Source organism: Micromonospora sp. AKA38 (genome assembly GCF_027925725.1).
Classification (GTDB): domain Bacteria; phylum Actinomycetota; class Actinomycetes; order Mycobacteriales; family Micromonosporaceae; genus Micromonospora.
The window spans coordinates 1,635,159-1,654,947 of sequence record NZ_BNEI01000005.1 but is presented as its reverse complement, the minus strand read 5'-3'; the positions used below and the strand labels follow the sequence as shown (position 1 = coordinate 1,654,947).

18 protein-coding genes are annotated in these 19,789 nt (G+C 75.3%); 13 read left to right on the top strand and 5 right to left on the bottom strand.

The annotated features are described in order from the left end of the window. Positions 1 to 6: 6 nt before the first annotated feature. Together nhaA and TPA0908_RS24335 are read right to left on the bottom strand one after the other, a co-directional pair. Positions 7 to 1,305 (bottom strand): Na+/H+ antiporter NhaA, encoded by a 1,299-nt coding sequence (gene nhaA / locus TPA0908_RS24340; RefSeq protein ID WP_281941634.1) that lies wholly within the window; start codon positions 1,303 to 1,305, stop codon positions 7 to 9. A gap of 141 nt (positions 1,306 to 1,446) precedes the next feature. Continuing rightward, positions 1,447 to 3,303 (bottom strand): polysaccharide biosynthesis protein, encoded by a 1,857-nt coding sequence (locus TPA0908_RS24335; RefSeq protein WP_281941631.1) that lies wholly within the window; start codon positions 3,301 to 3,303, stop codon positions 1,447 to 1,449. A gap of 185 nt (positions 3,304 to 3,488) precedes the next feature. Here TPA0908_RS24335 and TPA0908_RS24330 point away from each other — a divergent pair, with 185 nt between their 5' ends. Continuing rightward, positions 3,489 to 4,943 carry a tyrosine-protein kinase domain-containing protein gene (locus tag TPA0908_RS24330; protein ID WP_281941629.1) on the top strand — a complete coding sequence of 485 codons (1,455 nt, stop codon included), beginning with the start codon at positions 3,489 to 3,491 and terminating at the stop codon, positions 4,941 to 4,943. On the opposite strand, the gene TPA0908_RS24325 is transcribed toward TPA0908_RS24330, so the two are convergent. Continuing rightward, on the bottom strand, positions 4,924 to 5,478 hold the full coding sequence (locus TPA0908_RS24325; RefSeq protein WP_281941627.1) for an arsenate reductase/protein-tyrosine-phosphatase family protein: 555 nt from the start codon (positions 5,476 to 5,478) through the stop codon (positions 4,924 to 4,926). The two genes, TPA0908_RS24330 and TPA0908_RS24325, sit on opposite strands and share 20 nt — an antisense overlap. Positions 5,479 to 5,622: 144 nt before the next feature. Between TPA0908_RS24325 and TPA0908_RS24320 the strand changes: the two genes are divergently transcribed. The 8 genes from TPA0908_RS24320 to TPA0908_RS24285 all read left to right on the top strand — a co-directional run bounded on the left by TPA0908_RS24320 (position 5,623) and on the right by TPA0908_RS24285 (position 14,798). Continuing rightward, a complete protein-coding gene (locus tag TPA0908_RS24320; protein ID WP_281941625.1) occupies positions 5,623 to 6,858 on the top strand; it encodes a glycosyltransferase family 4 protein in 1,236 nt (411 codons plus the stop codon). An 84-nt stretch (positions 6,859 to 6,942) separates the two neighbouring features. Beyond that, positions 6,943 to 8,727, top strand: a complete 1,785-nt coding sequence (locus tag TPA0908_RS24315) for a DUF4012 domain-containing protein (protein ID WP_281941623.1) — start codon at positions 6,943 to 6,945, stop codon at positions 8,725 to 8,727. A gap of 13 nt (positions 8,728 to 8,740) precedes the next feature. Continuing rightward, positions 8,741 to 9,370, top strand: coding sequence for a hypothetical protein (locus TPA0908_RS24310; protein WP_281941621.1), 630 nt, complete (start codon positions 8,741 to 8,743; stop codon positions 9,368 to 9,370). A gap of 100 nt (positions 9,371 to 9,470) precedes the next feature. Then, entirely contained in the window at positions 9,471 to 9,890 is a 420-nt protein-coding gene (locus TPA0908_RS24305) for a protein-tyrosine phosphatase family protein (RefSeq protein ID WP_281941619.1), read from the top strand. 142 nt (positions 9,891 to 10,032) lie between these two features. Next, positions 10,033 to 11,307: a D-alanyl-D-alanine carboxypeptidase family protein gene (locus TPA0908_RS24300; protein WP_281941617.1), complete on the top strand. Its 1,275-nt coding sequence runs from the start codon at positions 10,033 to 10,035 to the stop codon at positions 11,305 to 11,307. 142 nt (positions 11,308 to 11,449) lie between these two features. Then, positions 11,450 to 12,691: an MGDG synthase family glycosyltransferase gene (locus TPA0908_RS24295; RefSeq protein ID WP_281941615.1), complete on the top strand. Its 1,242-nt coding sequence runs from the start codon at positions 11,450 to 11,452 to the stop codon at positions 12,689 to 12,691. Then, positions 12,688 to 13,404 carry a polysaccharide deacetylase family protein gene (locus tag TPA0908_RS24290; protein WP_281941613.1) on the top strand — a complete coding sequence of 239 codons (717 nt, stop codon included), beginning with the start codon at positions 12,688 to 12,690 and terminating at the stop codon, positions 13,402 to 13,404. Before TPA0908_RS24295 ends, TPA0908_RS24290 begins: the two co-directional genes overlap by 4 nt. 95 nt (positions 13,405 to 13,499) lie before the next feature. Beyond that, positions 13,500 to 14,798, top strand: a complete 1,299-nt coding sequence (locus tag TPA0908_RS24285; protein WP_281941611.1) for a D-alanyl-D-alanine carboxypeptidase family protein — start codon at positions 13,500 to 13,502, stop codon at positions 14,796 to 14,798. Positions 14,799 to 14,811: 13 nt separating this feature from the next. On the opposite strand, the gene TPA0908_RS24280 is transcribed toward TPA0908_RS24285, so the two are convergent. Then, on the bottom strand, positions 14,812 to 15,837 hold the full coding sequence (locus TPA0908_RS24280) for a LacI family DNA-binding transcriptional regulator (RefSeq protein ID WP_281941608.1): 1,026 nt from the start codon (positions 15,835 to 15,837) through the stop codon (positions 14,812 to 14,814). Between the two features lie 191 nt (positions 15,838 to 16,028). Between TPA0908_RS24280 and TPA0908_RS24275 the strand changes: the two genes are divergently transcribed. From TPA0908_RS24275 to TPA0908_RS24265, 3 genes are all read left to right on the top strand, one after another. Then, positions 16,029 to 16,991, top strand: coding sequence for an acetylxylan esterase (locus TPA0908_RS24275; protein WP_281941606.1), 963 nt, complete (start codon positions 16,029 to 16,031; stop codon positions 16,989 to 16,991). 88 nt (positions 16,992 to 17,079) lie between these two features. After that, complete coding sequence (locus TPA0908_RS24270; protein ID WP_281942681.1) at positions 17,080 to 17,868, top strand: M15 family metallopeptidase; 789 nt, start codon at positions 17,080 to 17,082, stop codon at positions 17,866 to 17,868. A 69-nt stretch (positions 17,869 to 17,937) separates the two neighbouring features. Beyond that, positions 17,938 to 18,444: a DinB family protein gene (locus TPA0908_RS24265; RefSeq protein WP_281941603.1), complete on the top strand. Its 507-nt coding sequence runs from the start codon at positions 17,938 to 17,940 to the stop codon at positions 18,442 to 18,444. Positions 18,445 to 18,453: 9 nt separating this feature from the next. Here the strand turns inward: TPA0908_RS24265 and TPA0908_RS24260 are convergent, their stop codons facing one another. Then, positions 18,454 to 19,227, bottom strand: a complete 774-nt coding sequence (locus tag TPA0908_RS24260) for an alpha/beta hydrolase (protein ID WP_281941600.1) — start codon at positions 19,225 to 19,227, stop codon at positions 18,454 to 18,456. A gap of 151 nt (positions 19,228 to 19,378) precedes the next feature. On the opposite strand from TPA0908_RS24260, the gene TPA0908_RS24255 reads away from it, so the two are divergent. Further along, positions 19,379 to 19,771, top strand: coding sequence for a hypothetical protein (locus tag TPA0908_RS24255; protein WP_281941598.1), 393 nt, complete (start codon positions 19,379 to 19,381; stop codon positions 19,769 to 19,771). The last annotated feature ends 18 nt before the right edge of the window (positions 19,772 to 19,789 follow it).

Sequence of the window (19,789 nt, the reverse complement as noted above, 5' to 3'; positions counted from 1 at the left end):
TCCGGCTCAGGCCGGCCGTTCCTGGTAGACGTCCGGGATGCCGTCGCCGTCGTCGTCCCGGCTCTCCCGTTCGCTGATCCGGCGGTGGACCCGGTTGCGCCGCAGCAGCACCCCGGCGGCCAGGCCGGCGGAGATCAGCGAACCGGCCAGCACGGCGGCCTTCACCCGCTCGTCCTCGGGGCTGCCCGGGCCGAACGCCAGTTCCCCGATGAGCAGGGAGACGGTGAAGCCGATGCCGGCCAGCAACGCCAGCCCGACCAGGTCCGCCCAGGTGATCTCCTCGTCCAGCTCGGCGCGGGTGAACCGGGCGAGCAGGAACGTGGAGCCGAACACGCCGATCACCTTGCCCAGCACCAGGCCGCCGGCCACGCCGAGCACGACCGGGTCCCGGACGACCGCGCCCAGGTCCACGTCGACGAGCGAGACCCCGGCGGCGAAGAACGCGAAGACCGGCACGGCGAGGCCGGCGGAGATCGGCCGCCAGCGGTGTTCCAGCCGTTCGGCGAGCCCGGGCTCACCGCCCCGCCCGGTCAGCACCGGCACGGTGAAGCCGAGCAGCACGCCGGCCACGGTGGCGTGCACCCCGGAGGCGTGCACCAGCACCCAGGCGGTCACCGCCAGCGGGATCAGCGCCCACCACCAGGTGCGCCGCCGCTGCACCAGCAGCCCGAACACGGCGATCGGCAGCAGCGCGCCGAGCAGCGGCAGCGGGTGGAAGTCGGCGGTGTAGAACACCGCGATGATGGTGATGGCCAGCAGGTCGTCGACCACCGCGAGGGTGAGCAGGAAGGCCCGCAGCCCCTGCGGCAGGTGCGAGCCGATCACGGCCAGCACGGCGAGCGCGAAGGCGATGTCGGTGGCGGTGGGGATCGCCCAGCCGCGCAGCCCCGCGCCGCCGGCGCTCGCGGTCACCGCCAGGTAGATCAGCGCCGGCGCCGCCATGCCGCCGACGGCGGCGACCACCGGCAACGCGGCCCGCCGGGGGTCCCGCAGGTCCCCGGCGACGAACTCACGCTTGAGTTCCAGGCCGACCACGAAGAAGAAGATCGCCAGCAGCCCGTCGGCGGCCCAGGTGGCGAGCCCGAGGTCGAGGTGCAGCGCCGCGCCGCCGGGCCAGGGCACCCAGTCGCCCAGCGCGGCGTAGGCGGCGCGCCACGGCGAGTTCGCCCAGACCAGGGCGAGGACCGCGCCGAGCAGCAGCAGGCCGCCGCCGACCGTCTCGGTGCGCAGCACGTCCGCCAGGAAGCGGGCCTCCGGCCAGGAGCGCCGAGCCAGCAGGCGGGAGGGCGGGGTGTGATGGGGCATACGGCGTCCGTCCGGGAGCAGGGGTCGGTGGATCCATCGCCGACCAGGCTTCCCGGCACACCGCCGCCAACCCTACCGGTCCGCCGGACCGGCGGCGAGCGCAGCCGCGGCGGGTGCCGCCGCACCCGCCGTCGGCGGCGGTCAGCGCTGGCCGGGCAGCGCCGGCAGCACCGCGCCGATCGTCTCGCAGAACGCCGCCATCCGTTTCACCAGCTCCTCCGGGTCGGCGTACGGGTCCAGCGCGCGCACCTCGTCCGGGTCCAGCGGGGGCACCGGGACGTGGGAGATCAGCGGGTGCAGCGGCCGGCTGTCCGCCTCGTCCGCGCCGAAGAGGTGCTCGTGCAGCTTCTCGCCCGGCCGGAGCCCGGTGTAGACGATGTCCACCGGGTGGTCCGCCTCGGCGGACAGCCGCCGCGCCACGTCCGCGATCCGGACCGGCTCGCCCATGTCGAGCACCAGCGCCTCGCCGCCGCGGCCGATGGTCGCGGCCTGGAGCACCAGGTGCACGGCTTCCTGCACGGTCATGAAGTAGCGGGTCACGTCCGGGTGCGTGACGGTGATCGGCACGCCGGCCCGGATCTGCGCCTGGAACGCGGTCAGCACCGAGCCCCGGCTGCTGAGCACGTTGCCGAACCGGACGCTGAGGTAGGTGCCGCCGAGCTGCGCGGCTTGGTGGGCGGTGAGCCGTTCGGTGATCCGCTTGGAGTAGCCGAGGACGCTCGTCGGGTTGGCCGCCTTGTCGGTGGAGATGTTGACGAACTCGGCGACGTCCCGGCACGCCTCCAGCACGTTCAGGGTGCCCCAGATGTTGGTCTTGATCGCCTCGCCGGGGTGCCGCTGGAGCAGTGTCAGGTGCTTCAGCGCCGCCGCGTGGAACACCACGTCGGGCTGCCGGTCGGCGATCACCCGGGCGATGCCGTCGGCGTCCCGGATGTCGGCCAGGATCAGTTCGGGGCCGTCCAGCAGCGCCCGGCCGTGCAGGGACATCTGGAGCGCGTGCAGCGCCGACTCGTCCCGGTCGAGCATCATCAGCTCGTCCGGCTCGCAGCGGGCGATCTGCCGGCACAGCTCCGAGCCGATCGAGCCGCCGGCGCCGGTGACCAGCACCCGCCGGCCGGCCAGCCCGCCGCGCTCGACGGCCAGCTCGGCCACCCGGTGGGCGCGGCCGAGCAGGTCGGTGAGCTGAACGTCGCGGACGTCGGTGGCGTGGACCGGGCGGTCGAGCACCTCGCGGACCGGGGGCAGGACCTTGAACGTGGCCCCGGCCTCCAGCGTGCGGGTGCGCACGTCGCGCAGCAGCCGCGGGTCGCCGCCGGTCATCGAGAAGATGACGGTACGCGCCTGGGTGGCCCGGACCACGGCGCCGACCTGCTCCCGCCCGCCGAGCACGCGCAGCCCTTCCAGCCGGAGCCCGCGGCTCTCCGGGGCGTCGTCGAGCAGACCCACCGGACGGTAGCTGCTGTCCGGGTCGTGCAGCAGCACGCGGACCAGCCGTTCGCTGGCCGCGTCCACGCCGTAGACCAGGCACCGCTCGGCGTGTCGCGCCGCCGGGCGGTGCCGGTCGGCGTGCAACCGCCACAGTCCGCGGCCGGCCGCCATCAGCACCAACGCGACGGTGCCGCCGACCAGTGGGGTGGTCGCGGGGACCGGTCGTTCGGCCCAGGGCAGCACGCCGGCGAGCGTGATCGCGGCGGCGATCGCCGCGGTGCCGGCCAGCCCGCGGGCGTCCCCGGCGCTGCCGATCGGATAGCGGCCGTAGAGCCGGGAGCGCAGCAGCGTGAGCAGCGCGTAGAGCGCGGCGCAGGCGAGCGCGACGGTGAGCACGCGGCCGGTCGCGGCGGCGGTCAGGTCGAACTCGTAGCGGGTCCAGGCGGCGCCGAGAAATCCTCCGCACCACGCGGCCGTGTCCAGCGTTAACAGGGAGAGAGTGGCGGCGCGGTGGGTGGTGTGACTGCGTGTCCGCAGCGCCTCGTCTGCGGCGGTGGCTTCACGATCCATGGTTGCCCTCTACGTGTTCATCCGGAATGAGCGGATTTACGTCGTCCGTGCTTTCCGGTCGTTTACATTCGTCTGGTCACCTAACGGGGTGAATAGGCGATTCGATCCTGGCACGGCTACTGGGGCTTTTAGGGGGCTTTTGTGCAACTTCTTCGGCAGGTCGGCGTGTCGCGAGGAGGAGCGGGATGAGCATCCTCGGCTACCTGCGCCTGGTCCGACGCCACTGGTGGATCGTGCTGGTCACGGTCATGCTCACGCTGGGTGTGGCCGCCCTGGTGACGGTCCGCTCCGTGCCTCGGTACCAGGCCTCCGTGACGTTCTTCGTCACCACGGCCAGTCCGGGTGTGATGGACGCCTACCAGGGCAGCCTGTTCCTGCAACAGCGGGTGAAGTCCTACGCTGACCTGCTCACCAGCGACCGGCTGGCGCAGAGCGTGGTCGCCGACGCGCCGCTCGGACTCACCGCCGACCAGGTGCGCGGCAAGATCTCCACGGACGTGCTGCCCGACAAGGTGCTGCTCAAGGCCTCGGTCACCGACACCAACCAGACCCGGGCGCTGAAGCTCACCGAGACCCTGGCGACCGAGTTCACCGAGCTGGTGCGGAAGGTGGAGACCCCGGCGGACGGCAAGGCCCCACCGATCAAGATCGAGGTGGTGAGCGGCCCGCGGGTCACCTCCAGCCCGGTCTCGCCGCGACCGGCGCGCAACCTGGCCCTGGGCGGGCTGCTCGGCCTGCTGGCCGGCGCCGCGCTGGCCGTGCTGCGCGGCATGGCCGACGTACGGATGCGCGACGCCGTGGCGTTGCAGCGGGTGACCGGCAGCCCGCTGCTGGGCGAGATCCCGTTCGAGGCCGGCGCGAAGGCCGCCCCGCTGATCGTCGGTGACGCGGCCACCTCGGTCCGCGCCGAGGCGGTCCGCAAGCTGCGCACCAACCTGCGCTTCGTGGACGTGCACGAGCCGGCCCGGGTCATCGCGGTCACCAGCGCCCTGCAGGGCGAGGGGAAGACCACCATGGCCTGCAACGTCGCCATCGCGCTGGCCGAGGCGGGCTGGCGGGTGCTGCTCATCGACGCCGACCTGCGCCGTCCCAAGGCCGCCGACTACCTCGGTCTCGACGGCGGGGTCGGGCTCACCGACGTGCTCGTCGGCGACGTGCAGGTCGGTGACGTGGTGCAGCGGTGGGGCGAGAAGTCGCTGCTGGTCCTGCCCAGCGGCGCCACCCCGCCGAACCCGAGCGAGCTGCTCGGCTCCAAGGCGATGGCGGACCTGCTGGTGGCGCTGCGCGAGTCGGCGGACATCGTGATCATCGACACCGCGCCGCTGCTGGCGGTCACCGACGGCGTGGTGGTGGCCGTGCAGGCCGACGGCGCGCTCCTGGTCACCCAGCAGGGGCGGACCTCGCGCGGCCAGGTGGCCGCCGCGGCGCGGGCGCTCAGCTCGGTGTCGGTGCGCCTGCTCGGCTGCGTGCTCAACATGGCCAAGGTCGGCAAGGCGGACGCCTACCAGTACGAGACGTACAAGGTGGTCGTGCCGCCGGCCGCGCCGACCGTGCCCACCGGCCGGGTCGGGGCGACCCAGCGGGGCGCGCAGACCGCGGTGGGTGACCGGACTCAGGAACTCACCCGGCTGTCGCGATGAGCGCGCGCAGGGGCCGGATCGACCGCTCGATCTCCTCGGCGCACCGGCGGAAGTCGGCCGGGGAGCCGCCGATCGGGTCCCGCAGGTCGTCCGTGCCGCCGGGGGCGGGTTGCAGCCGCCCCCGGGCACGGACGGCCGCCACCACGGCCGCCCGCAGCGGGGTGGTCCCGGGCGCGCCGTCCGGCCGGGCCGCGGCGGCCAGGCGGGCGAACTGGTGCAGCGTGAACATCCGGCCCAACGCGGCCGGGGCCAGCGCCGAGCAGGCCGAACGCTGGCGACGGGTCGCGGTCAGCACCAGCGCCGCCGAGGTGAGGTGCTCCGGGCGCAGCCGGCGGGTGCGGAAGGCGGTCACGTCCGCGCCGTCCCCGGCGGCCACCTCGACGGCGTACGGGTGCATGCCCGCCCCGTCGATCGCGTCGGTGCCGGCGCTGGCCACCGTCACCGGGAGCCCGGCCAGCAACCGGCGGGCGACGAACTCGGCCATCGGTGACCGGCACATGTTCGCGTGGCAGACGAAGAGCACCCCGTCGGGCATCTGGACCCCTCTGGTCGGCGCGGTCGCGCGGGGCGGCGCCGCGACGGTGGGCTGCCGGCGGTCGCGGCCGGACGGCGAGGGGATGCCGGCATCGTACGCGCCACGGTGGACCGGGGTCCGGCAGGCCGCGCCGGGAGCGCGGCCATGAGGATCGGCATCCTGTCGTACCACTTCCCGCCGGAACCGGCGTTCATCCCGGGCAGCCTGGCCGAGGAGCTGGCCGCCCGGGGCCACGAGGTACGCGTGCTCACCGGGTTCCCGGACCACCCGGGTGGCCAGCTCTATCCGGGCTGGCGGCAACGGTGGGGGCACCAGACGCGCAGCGAGCGGCTGACGGTCCGCCGGGTGCCCCGGTACGCCGGCGGGGCGGGCTCCGCCCGCGCGCGGGCGGCCGGCTGGCTCTCCTTCGCCGGCAGCGCGACGCTCGCCGGCCGGCGCTACCTGCGGGGCCTCGACGCGCTGTACGTCCTCCAACTCCCCGCGGTGACCTTCGCCGCGGCCGGCCTGCTGCGGATGCTGGGCGGGGTGCCGACGGTGCTGCACGTGCAGGACGTCTGGGCGGAGGAGGAGCCGGCCCGGCCGGGGGCGGCAGGTGGCTGGTCGGGGCGGCTGGACGCCGGCCTGCGTCGGCTGTACCGGGAGGCGGACGCGATCGCGGTCAGCGCACCGTCCATGCGCGAGCTGGTGCTCGCCGGCGGGGCCGAACCGGATCGGGTGCGCACGGTGCTCAACTGGACCGACGAGCGACTGTTCCGCCCGGCGCGGCCCGGTCCCGCCGCACGTCGGCTGATCCGCCGGGACGACCGCTGCGTGGTGATGCACGCCGGCACGATCGGCGTACGGCAGGGTCTGGAGACCGCGGTCCGGGCGGCGGCGGCGCTGCGGGACCGGATGGACCTGGTCCTGGTCGGCTCGGGCGCGGAGGAGCGGCGGGTGCGGGACCTCGCCGCCGAACTCCGCGCGGACAACGTCCGGTTCGTCGAGCGGCGCTCGCCGGCGGACATGCCCCAGCTCTACGCGGCCGCCGACTACCAGCTCGTCATGCTGCGCGACCGGCCGGAGCTGCGCGGCACCGTGCCCGGCACCCTGCCGGCCGCGCTCTCCTGCGCCGCGCCGGTGGTCGCCTCGGCCGGCGGCGACACCGCGGAGCTGGTGGAGCGGGCCCGTGCCGGGCTGTCCTGCCCGCCCGAGGACTGGGCGGCCCTGGCCGACCGGTTCTGGCTGGCCGCGGCGATTCCCGCGGCCGCCCGGGCCGACATGGGCCGCCGGGGGCGGGACGCCTACCTCCGGCAGATGTCGCTGCGGGCCGGCGTCGACCGGATCGAGGCGCTGCTGCGCGACGTGGCCACGGTTCGCATGAAAAACACGAAAACCGACTAGAGGCATAGTTCATCCGATACATACTCCTATCCGACACGAGCACCGAAAGGTGATCGCAGGCCGGTCGACCCCGAGGAGAGTGGCGTGACGGAACACGCGGCGTCGCACCGCCGACGCCGACACTCACGGCGACGCCGCCGGGCCCGCGTCCGTCGTGTCCTGCTGGTCGGGCTGGTCGTCGTCTCGGTGCTGGCCACCGCCGGCGGTTGGGTCACGTTCCGGGGCTGGCAGGCCCGGGCCCACCTGGTGAACGCCGCCGGCCTGGCCAAGGACCTCAGCGCCCAGGTGCTCGACGGTGACGTGGCCCGGGCCCAGCGGACCCTGGCCGCGCTCCAGGAACAGGCCGGCGCCGCGCGCGGCGCGACCGGCGACCCGGTCTGGTGGCTCGGCCAGGGCATCCCGTACGCCGGGGACAACCTGACGGCGGTGCGGCAGATCTCGGTGGCGGTGGACGACCTGGCCCGGCTCGCCTTCCCCACCCTGCTCCGGGTCGACCTCGCCTCGCTGGTGCCGAAACAGGGCCGGCTCGACGTGGGCCGGCTGCGCGCGGTCGCGGCCGAGGTGTCGGCCGCCGACCAGGCGGTCCGCCGGACGGCGGACCGGCTACGCGCGGTGCCGACCCGCGGCCTGGTGGCCCAGGTACGTGACGCGGTCACCGCGTTGCGGGAGGAGTTGGACCGGTTGGGCGGGCTCACCTCCGCCGCCGACCGCGGCGTCCGCCTGTTGCCGCCACTGCTCGGCGCGGACGGCCCGCGCAGCTACCTGCTCGTCTCGCAGAACCCGGCCGAGCTGCGGGCCACCGGCGGCATGTTCGGCGCGTACGCCGTGCTGCGCGCGGACTCAGGCCGGATCCGGTTGGCGGGGCAGGGCAACGCCACGGATCTGCAGTACTTCGATCCACCGCTCAAGGTGGACCCGGAGATGCGCCGGCTCTGGTCCGAGCTGCCGGGGATGTATCCGGCGGACGTCAATCTGAGCCCGAGCTTCCCGACCGCCGCCGCGCTCTACCGCGAGATGGTGCGCCGGCGCACCGGGATCACGGTGGACGGTGTGCTGGCGGTCGACCCGGTGATGCTGTCGTACCTGCTCAACGTCATCGGCCCGGTGAAGGTGCCGGACGGTCCGGCGCTGGCCGGCGGCACCGCCGTGCGGACGCTGCTCAGCGACTCGTACCGGGACCTGGACGTGAAGGCGCAGGACGCGTTCTACGCGCGGGCCGCGTCGGGGGTGTTCGACGCGCTGTTCACCAGGACGGTTGACCCGCGAGCGCTTTTAACCGTTATTAGCCGCTCGATACAGGAACGTCGGATATTGTTCTGGAGTGTCCGTTCTGACGAGCAACGCGCGGTGGCCGGGACCCGGCTGGCCGGGCAGCTCCCGGAGCGGGACACCGTGCCGACGGTCGGCGTGTTCCTCAACGACGGCAGCGGCGCGAAGCTCGGCTACTACCTCAGGTTCTCGGCCACCCTGACGGTCGGCGCGTGCCAGCCGGACGGACGCCGCGAACTGCGGCTGCGGGTCACGGTGCACTCCACCGCCCCGCGGTCGGGTCTGACGGAGTCGGTCACGGGCATGGCCCTGTCCGGCGACAAGTACACCGCCCGCACGTTCGTCTCGGTGCACACCCCCAGCGGCGGCGCGGTCCTCGCCGGCCGGCTGGACGGCCGCGACACCGCGATGGGCAGCGGGCTCGACCGTCGGCGTCAGGTCGCGGTGGCGAACGTGGAGGTCGGCCCCGGGCAGACCCGGACGCTCGACGTCACGCTGCTCACCGGCCAGAACGGCGCCGGCACGGCCGATCTGGTGCTCACTCCCACCGTCACCCCGTGGACCACCCAGATAACCACCGCACCCAGATGTGAACAGTAGGAGGGAAACCATCATGCGGCTATCCCGCATCATCATGGCGCTCTCGGTGGGCCTGGCCGTCGTGGCCGCGCCGACCGCGGCCGGAGCGGCGCAGCCGCAGCCACCGGTCTACCCGCCCGGACAACCACCGGCGACCCTGACCGTGACCCCATCCACCATCACCCTCGGTGAGACCTTCACCCTTCAGGGCCAGGGCTTCGGTTCGAACGAGCTGGTGGACATCGACGTCACCATCTCCGACCTTCCGTTCGCCGCGCCAGCCGAGGGAACGGCGCGGCGCAGCGACGGCAGCACGGTGGCGATGGCGTCGGTGGCACACACGTCGAACCTCGCCGCGCCGCAGTCGCCGCCGACGCACTTCACCGTGCGCGCCGACGGGAGCGGCAACTTCACCGTCAACTACCGTCCGACCCGCGTCGGTCGCTACACGTTCACCGCCACCGGTCAGACGACCGGCCGGACCGCCAGCACGACTGGCACGGTACTCCCGGTGCGGCCGACGCGTCCGCCACACCACGGCGGGCACCTGCCCGTCACGGGTGGCAGCATCGGCACGCCGCTGAAGCTCGGCGGTGGCCTGGCCGCTGCCGGCGCGGTGCTGCTGCTGGCGTCCCTGGCCTGGCGCCGCCGTCGCCTCGGCTGACGCCAGGCGCGCCGGGGGAGACCCCGGGCCGATCGCGAGTGCCCGCCGGAGAAGCTCCGGCGGGCACCCGCGTGTCCGGGGTACGCCGCACAATGGGCCGGTGCACCCGACGCCACCGTGGACGGATCCCGCCGGTCTTCTCACGCTGCCCGGCGGCGCCACCGTACGGGGACGCCGGGTCGCCGCCCCGGCCTCCCCGGCCGACTTCGCCCTGTTGCTGGCGCGCGGGCCGGAACCGGCCTGGCCGGTCCGGCGGATCCGCTGGCCCGACTTCTGGCTCCCGCTGGACCGCGCCGACGCCCTGGACGCACTGCGCGAGGCGCGGCGACGCGCGTACGCCGGTCAACGGGTCGAGGTCGCCTGCCACGGCGGCGTGGGCCGCACCGGCACCGCGCTCGCCGCCCTGGCGGTGCTGGACGGGCTGGACCCCGGGCGGGCGGTCGCCTGGGTGCGCGCGCACTACCATCCGCGTGCGGTGGAGACGCCGTGGCAGCGACGGTGGCTGCGCGGCGTCCACTGACCGACCCGCCGGTCCCGGCGGGCCGCTCGGGACAGCCCGGCTCCGCGACTCGACCACGGCGCGGGGCCGGACGATCGGCGCACCGTCACCGGCCCGGTGAGCCGCGCCGCCGGCGGAGCCGCGCTGGGTAAGGTGCCTCTTCATGAGAGCCCGGGTCCTGGCCGCCGTCACCGCCGTCACCCTGCTCGCGGCCGGTGCGCCCGCCCCGGCGCGGGGCGCTCCCGCGCCGGCTCCCGCTCCCGGCGCCGTGGCGCCCTGCCCACGGCTGCCCGCGCCGAAGGTGTCCCGGCCGCCGCGTCCCGTCCCGCCGGCGTCGGTGCCCGAACAGCAGGTGGTGGGCGGCGAGACGCTGGCCGGTCCGGGCCTCGTCACACCGCCCGGCAGTCCCGCGCCGCCGGCGGTCACCGCCACCACCTGGCTGGTCGCCGACCTGGACAGCGGCGCCGTGCTGGGCGCCTGCGGACCGCACGCGTACGGCACCCCCGCCAGCACCCAGAAGCTGCTGCTGGCCGCCACCATGCTCAACCGCCTCGACCCGAAGCAGGTGGCCGTCGCCACCGCCGCCGACCTGGACATCGAGCCGGGCAGCTCGGCGGTGGGCCTGCTGGTCGGCGGGCGCTACCCGGTGGAGACACTGTGGCTGGGCCTGCTGCTCCAGTCGGGCAACGACGCGGCGAACATGCTGGCCCGGCTGGGCGCCGGCAGTGCCCGGGCCGGGGTCGACCAGATGAACGCCGAGGCACGCCGGCTCGGCGCGCTCCAGACCCACGCCGTCACGCCGTCCGGCCTGGACGGCCCCGGGCAGTTCACCAGCGCGTACGACCTGGCGCTGATCGCCCGCGCCTGCTTCGCCGACCCCCGCTTCGGCCGGTACGCGGTGACCGAGCGGGCCCAGATCCCGGCCCAGCCCGCGCTGAAGAAGGGCGGGTTCCAGATCCAGAACGAGAACCAGCTCATCTACCGCTATCCCGGGGCGCTGGGCGGCAAGACCGGCTTCACCGAGCTGGCCCGGCACAGCTATGTCGGCGCCGCCCAGCGCGGCGGGCGCCGGCTGGTGGTGACGCTGCTCGGCGCCGAGGCCCGCCCGGTACGCGGCTGGCAGCAGGGCGCGCAACTGCTCGACTGGGGCTTCGCGCTGCCCCGGGACGCGTCGGTCGGCCGGCTGGTCGACCCGGGTGAGCTGGACCAGCCGGCCGCGCCGGCGGCGACCCGGGAACCCGCGGCCGACGCGCCGGCGACGCCGACGCCGCGGCCGTGGCGAGGGCCGGCCGGCACCGCGCTGCACCGGATGGCCGACGGTGACTGGACGCTCATCGTGCCGGCCGCCGGCCTACTGGCGCTCGCCGTCGGCGGGACCGTGGCGGTGCTCGTCGCCCGGCGGGGCCGGCTCCGGCGGCCCGCTCGCCGCCGCGCCTGACCGCCGCGCCGACCCCGCTCGGACCCCGCCGCCGGGCCGCGTTGACCGGGCTCGGTGCCCGCTCGGACCGCCCGGCCGGGCCTGACCGGTCCCGGTCCCGGTCGCGCCGCGTGGACGCCGTCCGGGTGGGTATGCGCCGCCCATGGCGCACCCGGGACGGATCGTGGTGGTCTCCGCGGACATCGGCGCCGGACACGACCGGGCCGCCGACGAGTTGGCGGAGCGCCTGCGCGGTCGGGGTTTCCAGGTGGACCGGTTGAACCTCCTCCACCTGCTGCCGGGACCGGTGCACCGGGCGGTGCGGGAGACGTACCGGGGGGTGTTGCACCGGCTGCCCCGGGGCTACCACCTGCTGTTCCGGCTGACCAGCCGGTCGCGGGTGTCCGTTCGCGCCATCCGTGCGCTGCTGCGCCCGTTCCGGGCCCGGATCCGCCGCCGCATTCCACCGGACACGAGGGCGGTGGTGACCACCTACCCGTTCGCCAACCAGCTTCTCGGCCCGCTGCGGCGCGGCGGCCGGCTCCGTGTTCCGATTTTCACCTACGTGACCGATTTCGTGGTGCACCCCACCTGGCTCGCGCCGGGCGTGGACGTCTACTGCACGATGCGGCACGCCGAGCTGCAACGGGACGCCGACGCCGACGTCGCGGTGGTCGAGCCGCTGGTCTCCCGGGCGTTCGCCGGCGGCGCCGGCCTCGACCGGCAGTGGGCCCGGGAGCGGTTCGGCCTGCCGCACGACGGCGTGCTCGCTCTCGTGGTGGCCGGGTCCTGGGGCGTCGGCGAGGTGGCGGCCACGGTGGCGGAGGTCGGCGCGACCGGGGCCCGACCGGTGGTGGTGTGCGGACGCAACCGCGCGCTGCGCCGGCGACTGAGCGGTCCCGGCCGGCACGTGCTGGGCTGGGTGGACGACATGCCGACGCTGATGCGGGCCGTGGACGTGGTGGTGGAGAACGCCGGCGGGCTGACCTGTCAGGAGGCGCTCGCGGCCGGGGTGCCGGTGGTCACCTACCGTCCCCTGCCGGGGCACGGGCGGGCGAACGCCGACGTCCTGGCCCGGTCCGGCCTCACCCGGTGGGCGGGCACCCCGGAACAGCTCGGCCCGGTGCTCGCGGCGGTGCTCGACGCCGGCCCGCCGGCCCCGCCGCCGCACCGCGCCCCGCCGCCGGGGACCGCCGTGCCGCGCCCCGATCCCGGGCCCGAGGACCCGGCCGGGGCGCGCGCCGGCCCGGTGTCGGAGGACCCGGTCGGACTGGTCGCCGAGGCCGCGCGCCGGGCTGCCCCGGCCGGTCCGGCCGACCCGGGGCGTCGGCCGCTGCTGGATCCGGTCGGTGACGCGGTGGCCGTCGTCGCCGCGCTGCTCCAGTCCACCGGCGGACTGCGGTGAGGACGGCCGCCCTGGCCGCGGCGGTGGCGCTGCCGCTGGCCCACGCGGCGCCGGCGGTCACCACGCTCCCGGCCCTCCGGCAGCGCCTGCTGCCCGGCCTGCACGGCCTCGGGGCACCCGACCGGGTCGCGCTGACCTTCGACGACGGCCCGGACCCGGAGTCGACGCCCCACTTCCTGGACGTGCTGGCCGCGCACCGGGTCCGGGCCACGTTCTTCGTGCTCGGCGTGATGCTGCGGCGCCGACCGGACCTGGGCCGCCGGCTGGTGGCGGCCGGGCACGAGGTGGCGCTGCACGGCTGGGCACACGACAACCTGTTGCTGCGCGGGCCGGCCGGCACCGTCCGCGACCTGACCCGGGCGTACGACCTGGTGGTGGACGTGACCGGCCGGCCGCCGGCGTTCCTGCGCCCGCCGTACGGGGTGCTCACCGGCGCGGCCCTGGTCGCCGCCCGGCGACTGCGTCTGCGGCCGGTGCTGTGGAGCTGCTGGGGGCGGGACTGGACCACGTCGGCGACCGGGGACGGTGTCCGCCGCCGCGTCCTGGCCGGGTTGCGCGGCGGCGGCACGGTCCTGCTGCACGACTCCTCCTGCGCCGCCGCGCCGGGCGCCTGGCGGGCCGGGCTCGCCGCGCTGCCCGGACTGCTCGCGGAGTGCCGTCACCGGGGGTGGAAGGTCGGCCCGCTCGGCGGCCACGGGCTCGCGGCGCGCTGACCGCAGAGCCGGGACCCTACGCCACCACAACGCCGCCGGGGCGCGAATCCCGGAGCCGGCGACCCGTTCGGGTCGGCGTGGCTAGCGTCCGGGGCATGGGGACCTGGCGACCGTCCGTGGCGCTGGCCGCCGTCCTGCTCCTGCCGCTGTCGACGCCGGTGACACCCGCCGTGGCGGCGACCCGGACCGGCGGGCCGGCCCGCCGGCTGCCCGGTGGGGCGCCGCCCTGCCCGAACGTGCCGGCCCCGGCGACCCGTCCGCCGCAGGCCCCGCCGCCGCCCGACCCGGCCGCGCGGTCCGTCGGCGGCGCGGCGCTGGACACCGCCGGACTCGTCGTGCCGCCCGCGGCGACCGCGACGCCGCCGCCGGTGACCGCGACCTCGTGGCTGGTCGCCGACCTGGACACCGGCGCGGTACTCGGCGGCTGCGGCCCGCACGAGTACGGCGTCCCGGCCAGCGTGCAGAAGCTGCTGCTGGCCGCCACCATGCTGCCCCGGCTGGACCCGGACCGGGAGGTCACCATGACCGCCGGTGACCTGGCGATCGAGCCGGGCAGCTCGGCGGTGGGGCTGGCCGAGGGCGGGCGCTACCGGATCGAGACGATCTGGCTGGGCCTGCTGCTGAAGTCGGGCAACGAGGCGGCCAACGCGCTGGCCCGGCTCGGCGGCGGCCCGGACGGGCTGGCCGGCGGCGTCCGCGCGATGAACGACGAGGCGCATCGGCTCGGCGCCCGGCAGACGCACGCGGTCACGCCGTCCGGGCTGGACGGCCCGGGGCAGTTCACCAGCGCGTACGACCTGGCGTTGATCGCCCGGGCGTGCTTCCGCGAGCCGGCCTTCCGGCGCTACACCGCCACCCGCACCGCGCAGGTGCCCGCCCAGCCGGCGCTGCCCGAGAAGGCGTTCCAGATCCAGAACGACAACATGCTGCTGGACCACTATCCGGGCGCGCTCGGTGGCAAGACCGGCTTCACCGATCTGGCCCGGCACACGTACGTCGGCGCGGCCGAGCGTGGCGGGCGCCGCCTGGTGGTGACGCTGCTCGGCGCGGAGATCCCCACCCAGCGCGGCTGGCAGCAGGGCGCGGCGCTGCTGGACTGGGGATTCGGGCTGCCCCGGGACGCGGCGGTCGGCCGCCTGGTGGAGCCGGGCGAGCTGGACCGCTCGCCGACGCCCGCCACCGGGGCCGCGTCGGCGCTGGCCGGGCACGCCGACCTGGGCGGCGGCGCGGCGCGGCCCGGCACCGGGTCGGGCGTCGGCGTGCCGCTGACGGTGGGCGCGGTGGTGGTGGCCGGGGGAGCGGTGCTGCTGGCCCGTCGCCGTCGGCACGCCGCGGCGGTGGCACTGTCGGCCGCGCCCGGGCTGCGGAAGCCGGAAATTCCGGAAGGCGACTGAGAAGTCCGACTGGTCAGCGGCCGGCGGGGGCCGCGGTGCTGTCCCGCACCACCAGTTCGGTGGCCAGTTCGATCCGGGGCGACTCGATCTCCTCACCCTGGGCCAGGCGCAGCACGGTGCGGGCCGCGAGGCGGCCCATCTCCACCAGCGGCTGGCGCACGGTGGTCAGCGGCGGTGAGGCCCACCGCGCCTCGGGCAGGTCGTCGAAGCCGACCACGGAGACGTCGTCGGCGACCCGCAGGCCGCGGCGGCGCACCGCCTCGTAGACGCCGAAGGCCATCTGGTCGCTGGCCGCGAAGATCGCGGTGGGCGGGTCGTCGAGGTCGAGCAGCGCGCCGCCGGCCGTGTAGCCGGCGGCGTGGTAGAAGTCGCCCGGGTGCACCAGCCGGTCGTCGGCCGGCACGCCGGCGGCGGCCAGCGCGGCCCGGTAGCCGTCCAGCCGGGCCCGGCTGCACAGCAGGTGCGGCGGGCCGGCGACGAACCCGATCCGCTGGTGGCCCAGGCTCAACAGGTGCTCGGTGGCGGACAGGCCGCCGGTCCAGTTGGTGGCGCCGATCGCCGGCACGTCGGTCCCGGCCACGCCGGCGTCCGGGTCGACCACCACCACCGGCACGTTGAGCCGGCGCAGTTGCGCGTGCACCGCCGGGCTCAGGTGCGAGGTCACCACGATCACCCCGTCGGAGGCGCGGGCGCGCAGGTTGTGCAGCCACTGCCGGGTGGAGCTGGACTCGCGGTGCACGGCCGAGACGACGATGCCCACCCCGGCGGCGTGGCCGACGTCCTCCACCCCGCGGATGATCTCCACGGCCCAGGGGCTGTCCAGGTCGTTGAAGACCAGGTCGACCAGGTCCGCCCGGCGTACCGTGCGGCTGTTGCGGCGGCGGTAACCGTGGTGGCGCAGCAACTCCTCGACCCGCTCCCGGGTGTCCGGCGCGACGTCGGAACGCCCGTTGAGCACCCGCGACACGGTGGGCACGGAGACACCGGCCTCCCGTGCGATCGCGGTGATGGTCACCCTGCGCTCGTCGTCCGCGCTCACCCGTGTTCCCTTCGCCGGCTGCCGGACCGACCGGAAAACCGTTCCGCCCCACGGACATCTTGCCGTACGCCGAGGGCTTGACGACAGATCGACCCGGCCCTAGCGTTCGGACAACTTGCGGAAACCTTCCGGAAACGCGTCGGCGACCGTGCCGCGACGTGCCCATGCCGACCCGACGAGGAAGCCCAGGCGTGTTCACCGACCTGACCGAGGCCGAGCTCCGCCAGCACCGCAGCGACCTGCGCGAACCCTCCGACTTCGACGCCTTCTGGGCCGAGACGCTGGCCGAGGCCCGCTCCTGCGGCGACCCGGTGACCGCGACCCCGGTGCCGACCCCGCTGGCGGCCGTGGACGTCTTCGACGTGACCTTTCCCGGGTTCGCCGGGCAGCCGGTCCGGGCCTGGCTGCGGGTGCCCCGCGGCGCGCCCACGCCGCTGCCGACCGTGGTGCAGTACGTCGGCTACGGCGGCGGCCGCGGTCACCCGCTGGAGAACCTGCTCTGGTCCGCCGCCGGCTTCGCCCACCTCCAGATGGACACCCGCGGCCAGGGCTCGGGGTGGAGCCGCGGCGACACCCCGGACGTCGCGGCGGCCGGGCCGCAGGCGCCCGGCATGGCCACCCGGGGCGTGGAGGAGCCCCGCCGCTACTACTACCGGCGCTTCCTCACCGACGCGGTCCGGGCCGTCGACGCGGCCCGCGAGCTGCCGGGCGTCGACCCGACCCGGATCGCCGTGCTGGGCCACAGCCAGGGCGGGGCCGCCGCGCTGGCCGCCGCCGCGCTGGCCCCGGGGGTGCGCGCGGCGGTGGCGCACGTGCCGTTCCTCTGCGACATCCCCCGCGCCGTGGGGCTCACCGACTCGGCGCCGTTCCGCGAGATCCGGGACTACCTGGCCGTGCACCGGGACCGGGCGGAACAGGTGTTCCACACGCTCGGCTACGTCGACGGGGTCGCGTTCGCCAGGCGCGCCGAGGTGCCGGCCCGCTTCTCCGTCGCGCTGATGGACGAGATCGTCCCGCCGTCGACGGTCTACGCCGCGTACCACGACTACCGGGGCGAGAAGGAGCTGACGGTCTGGCGCTTCAACGGCCACGAGGCGGGCGGCATCGACGACGACGCCGCCGCGGTCGACTTCCTCCACGCGACGCTGGTGTAAGGAGGGGCCCCTTGTTAACAGACGTCTGTTAACAAGGAGCCCCTCCTTACACCGTGGTAGACACGGCAGCGTGCGCAGACGTACGGCAATGGTCCTGGTCGTGGTGGTCACGGCCCTCGCCGCCGGCTGCCAGCGACCCGCGCCGCGCCCGACGCCGTCGGCCACCCCGACCGGCCCCCGTGCCCCGGCCGACATCGTCGACCTGGCCACCGTCGACGCGGGCGTGCGCACCGACATCCGGTACGCGGGCGCGCACAACTTCGTCGGCCGGCCGATCGACGGCTATGCCGAGCCGCTCTGCCTGCTCACCCGCCGGGCCGCGGAGGCGCTGAGCCGGGTGCAGGCCGCCGCGCTCGGCCGCGGCCGAAGCCTGAAGGTGTACGACTGCTACCGCCCGCAGCGGGCCGTGAACGAGTTCGTCGCCTGGGCGAAGCGCCCGCAGGAGCAACAGACGAAGGCGGAGTTCTACCCCGACGTGCCGAAGGACCGGCTCTTCGCCGACGGCTACCTCGGCGCGCCCACCGCGCACAGCCGGGGCAGCACGCTCGACCTGACCCTGGTCCCGGTGCCCACCCCCACGCAGCCCGGCTACGCGCCGGGCCAACCGCTGCTGCCCTGCACCGCGCCCGCCGGCCGGCGCTTCGCCGACGACTCGGTCGACATGGGCACCGGGTTCGACTGCTTCGACCCGCGCGCCCACACCGCCGCCCCGGGGCTCACCGACACCGCCCGCCGGAACCGGGCGTTGCTCAAGGAGTTGATGACGGCGCAGGGCTTCGAGAACTATCCACGTGAGTGGTGGCACTACCGGTACGTGGACGAGCCGTACCCGGACACCTGGTTCGACTTTCCGGTGGCCCGCTCCTCGCTGCGGTAACCCGGTTGCCTCATGATCCACGACGGTTAGGCTCCGGGGGACCGACCCCGCCCCGGAAGGACGTCCCCGGTGACCATCGAACGGATCGGCCCGCCGCTGCGGGCCGGCGAGCGGGAGACGCTGCGCGCCTTCCTCGACTTCCACCGTGCCACCCTGGCCCGCAAGTGCGAGGGGCTGACCGACGAGCAGCTGCGCCGGCAGTCCTCGCCGCCGTCCACGCTGTCCCTGCTCGGCCTGGTCCGGCACATGGCCGAGGTGGAACGCGCCTGGTTCCGTCGCGTCATCGCCGCCGAGGACGTGCCGCTGGTCTGGTCGGAGACCGACGACTACCAGGCGGCGTACGACGCGCGCGACGCCGACCGCGCGGAGGCGTTCGAGGCGTGGCAGCGGGAGGTCGCGCACGCCCGCCGGATCGAGCTCGCGGCCGAGTCGCTCGACGTGACCGGCCACCAGGCCCGTTGGGGCGAGGACGTCTCGCTGCGCCTGGTGATGCTGCACATGATCCACGAGTACGCCCGGCACAACGGCCACGCCGACCTGCTCCGGGAGGCCGTCGACGGCACCGTCGGCGTGTGAGTGTGCCGGTCAGCGACCGCGCAACGGCAGCCAGGTGAGCACGTTGGCGATCTGGGCGTCCCAGTAGGGCCAGTCGTGGTCGCCGGGGGCGAAGTCGACGGTGAGCGGCAGGCCGCGCCGCCGGGCGGTGTCGACGAACCGGACGTTGTCCTCGTACAGGAAGTCCTCGGTGCCGCAGGCGACGTAGAGCGCGGGCAGGTCGTCGCCGGCCCGCTCCAGCAGCGCCACCGTGTCGTCCTCGTCCGGCGCCGGGCCGTCGCCCCAGACGGTGTGCCACACCGCCGGGTCGAGTGGGCTGGTCGGGTGGTGCCGCCGGTGCACCACGTCGAGCGCGCCGGAGAGGCTGGCCGCCGCCGCAAACCGGTCCGGGTGGCGCAGCGCCCACTTCACCGCGCCGTAGCCGCCCATCGACAGGCCGGCCACGAACGTGTCCTCGCGGCGGGTGGAGAGCCGGAAGAACGAGCGGCACACCTCGGGCAGTTCCTCGCTGAGGAACGACCAGTACCGGTTGCCGTGCGCCTCGTCGCAGTAGAGGCTGCGCTGCGCCTGCGGCATCACCACGGCCAGCCCCAGCGGTGCGGCGTACCGTTCGATCGACGACCGCCGGGTCCACGCCGTGTCGTCGTCGCTCAGGCCGTGCAGCAGGTACAGCACCGGCGGATCACCGTCGCCGGCCGCGCCGGCCAGGCCGATCCCGGCCGCGCCCCGGTCGGGCAGCAGCACCGTCATCGAGGTGCCCACGCCGAGCGTCTCGGAGAAGAAGTCACACCGTATCCGCGCCATGAGCCGGCAGCGTACCGGTGGCCCGATGGGGGCGGATTGACCGTTCCTATTGCCGCGGGCCTCCGCGCGGGACAGGATGGGCATGCGTGCCGGAAACGTGTTCGTAACCTGCGCGTTGCTGGTCTCTGTCACGAGGAAGTGGGAGTCAGTCATGAGCGACGTCTCGGCGGCACTGGGTGTGCGCCTCTACCCGGATCTGGTCGAGCCCGGCGGTCTGGCTCCCGCGCTCACGCAGACCGCGACCGCCCACCAGCTCGACGTCGGGCGGGTCAGCGCTCCCGAGCAGGGCCGCAGCCGGTTCACCTGCGCCGAGCTGACCTCCGACCGGGGCGTGGTCTGCGTCAGCCTCGGCGCCCAGGCCCGCTACTTCATGATCGACCTGCGGGTCGACGGCGAGGTGCAGGCCCGGGGGGACGCCACCGACCTGCTCCAGGTCGCCCAGGTGGCCGCCGCCTGGCGGTCCGGCACCACGCTCGCCGACCTCACCGCCCGTTTCCCCTTCATGGAGGAGATGAAGCGCCACCCGGTGGCCCAGGCCGGCTAGGGCCGGCGGTCCGGTCCG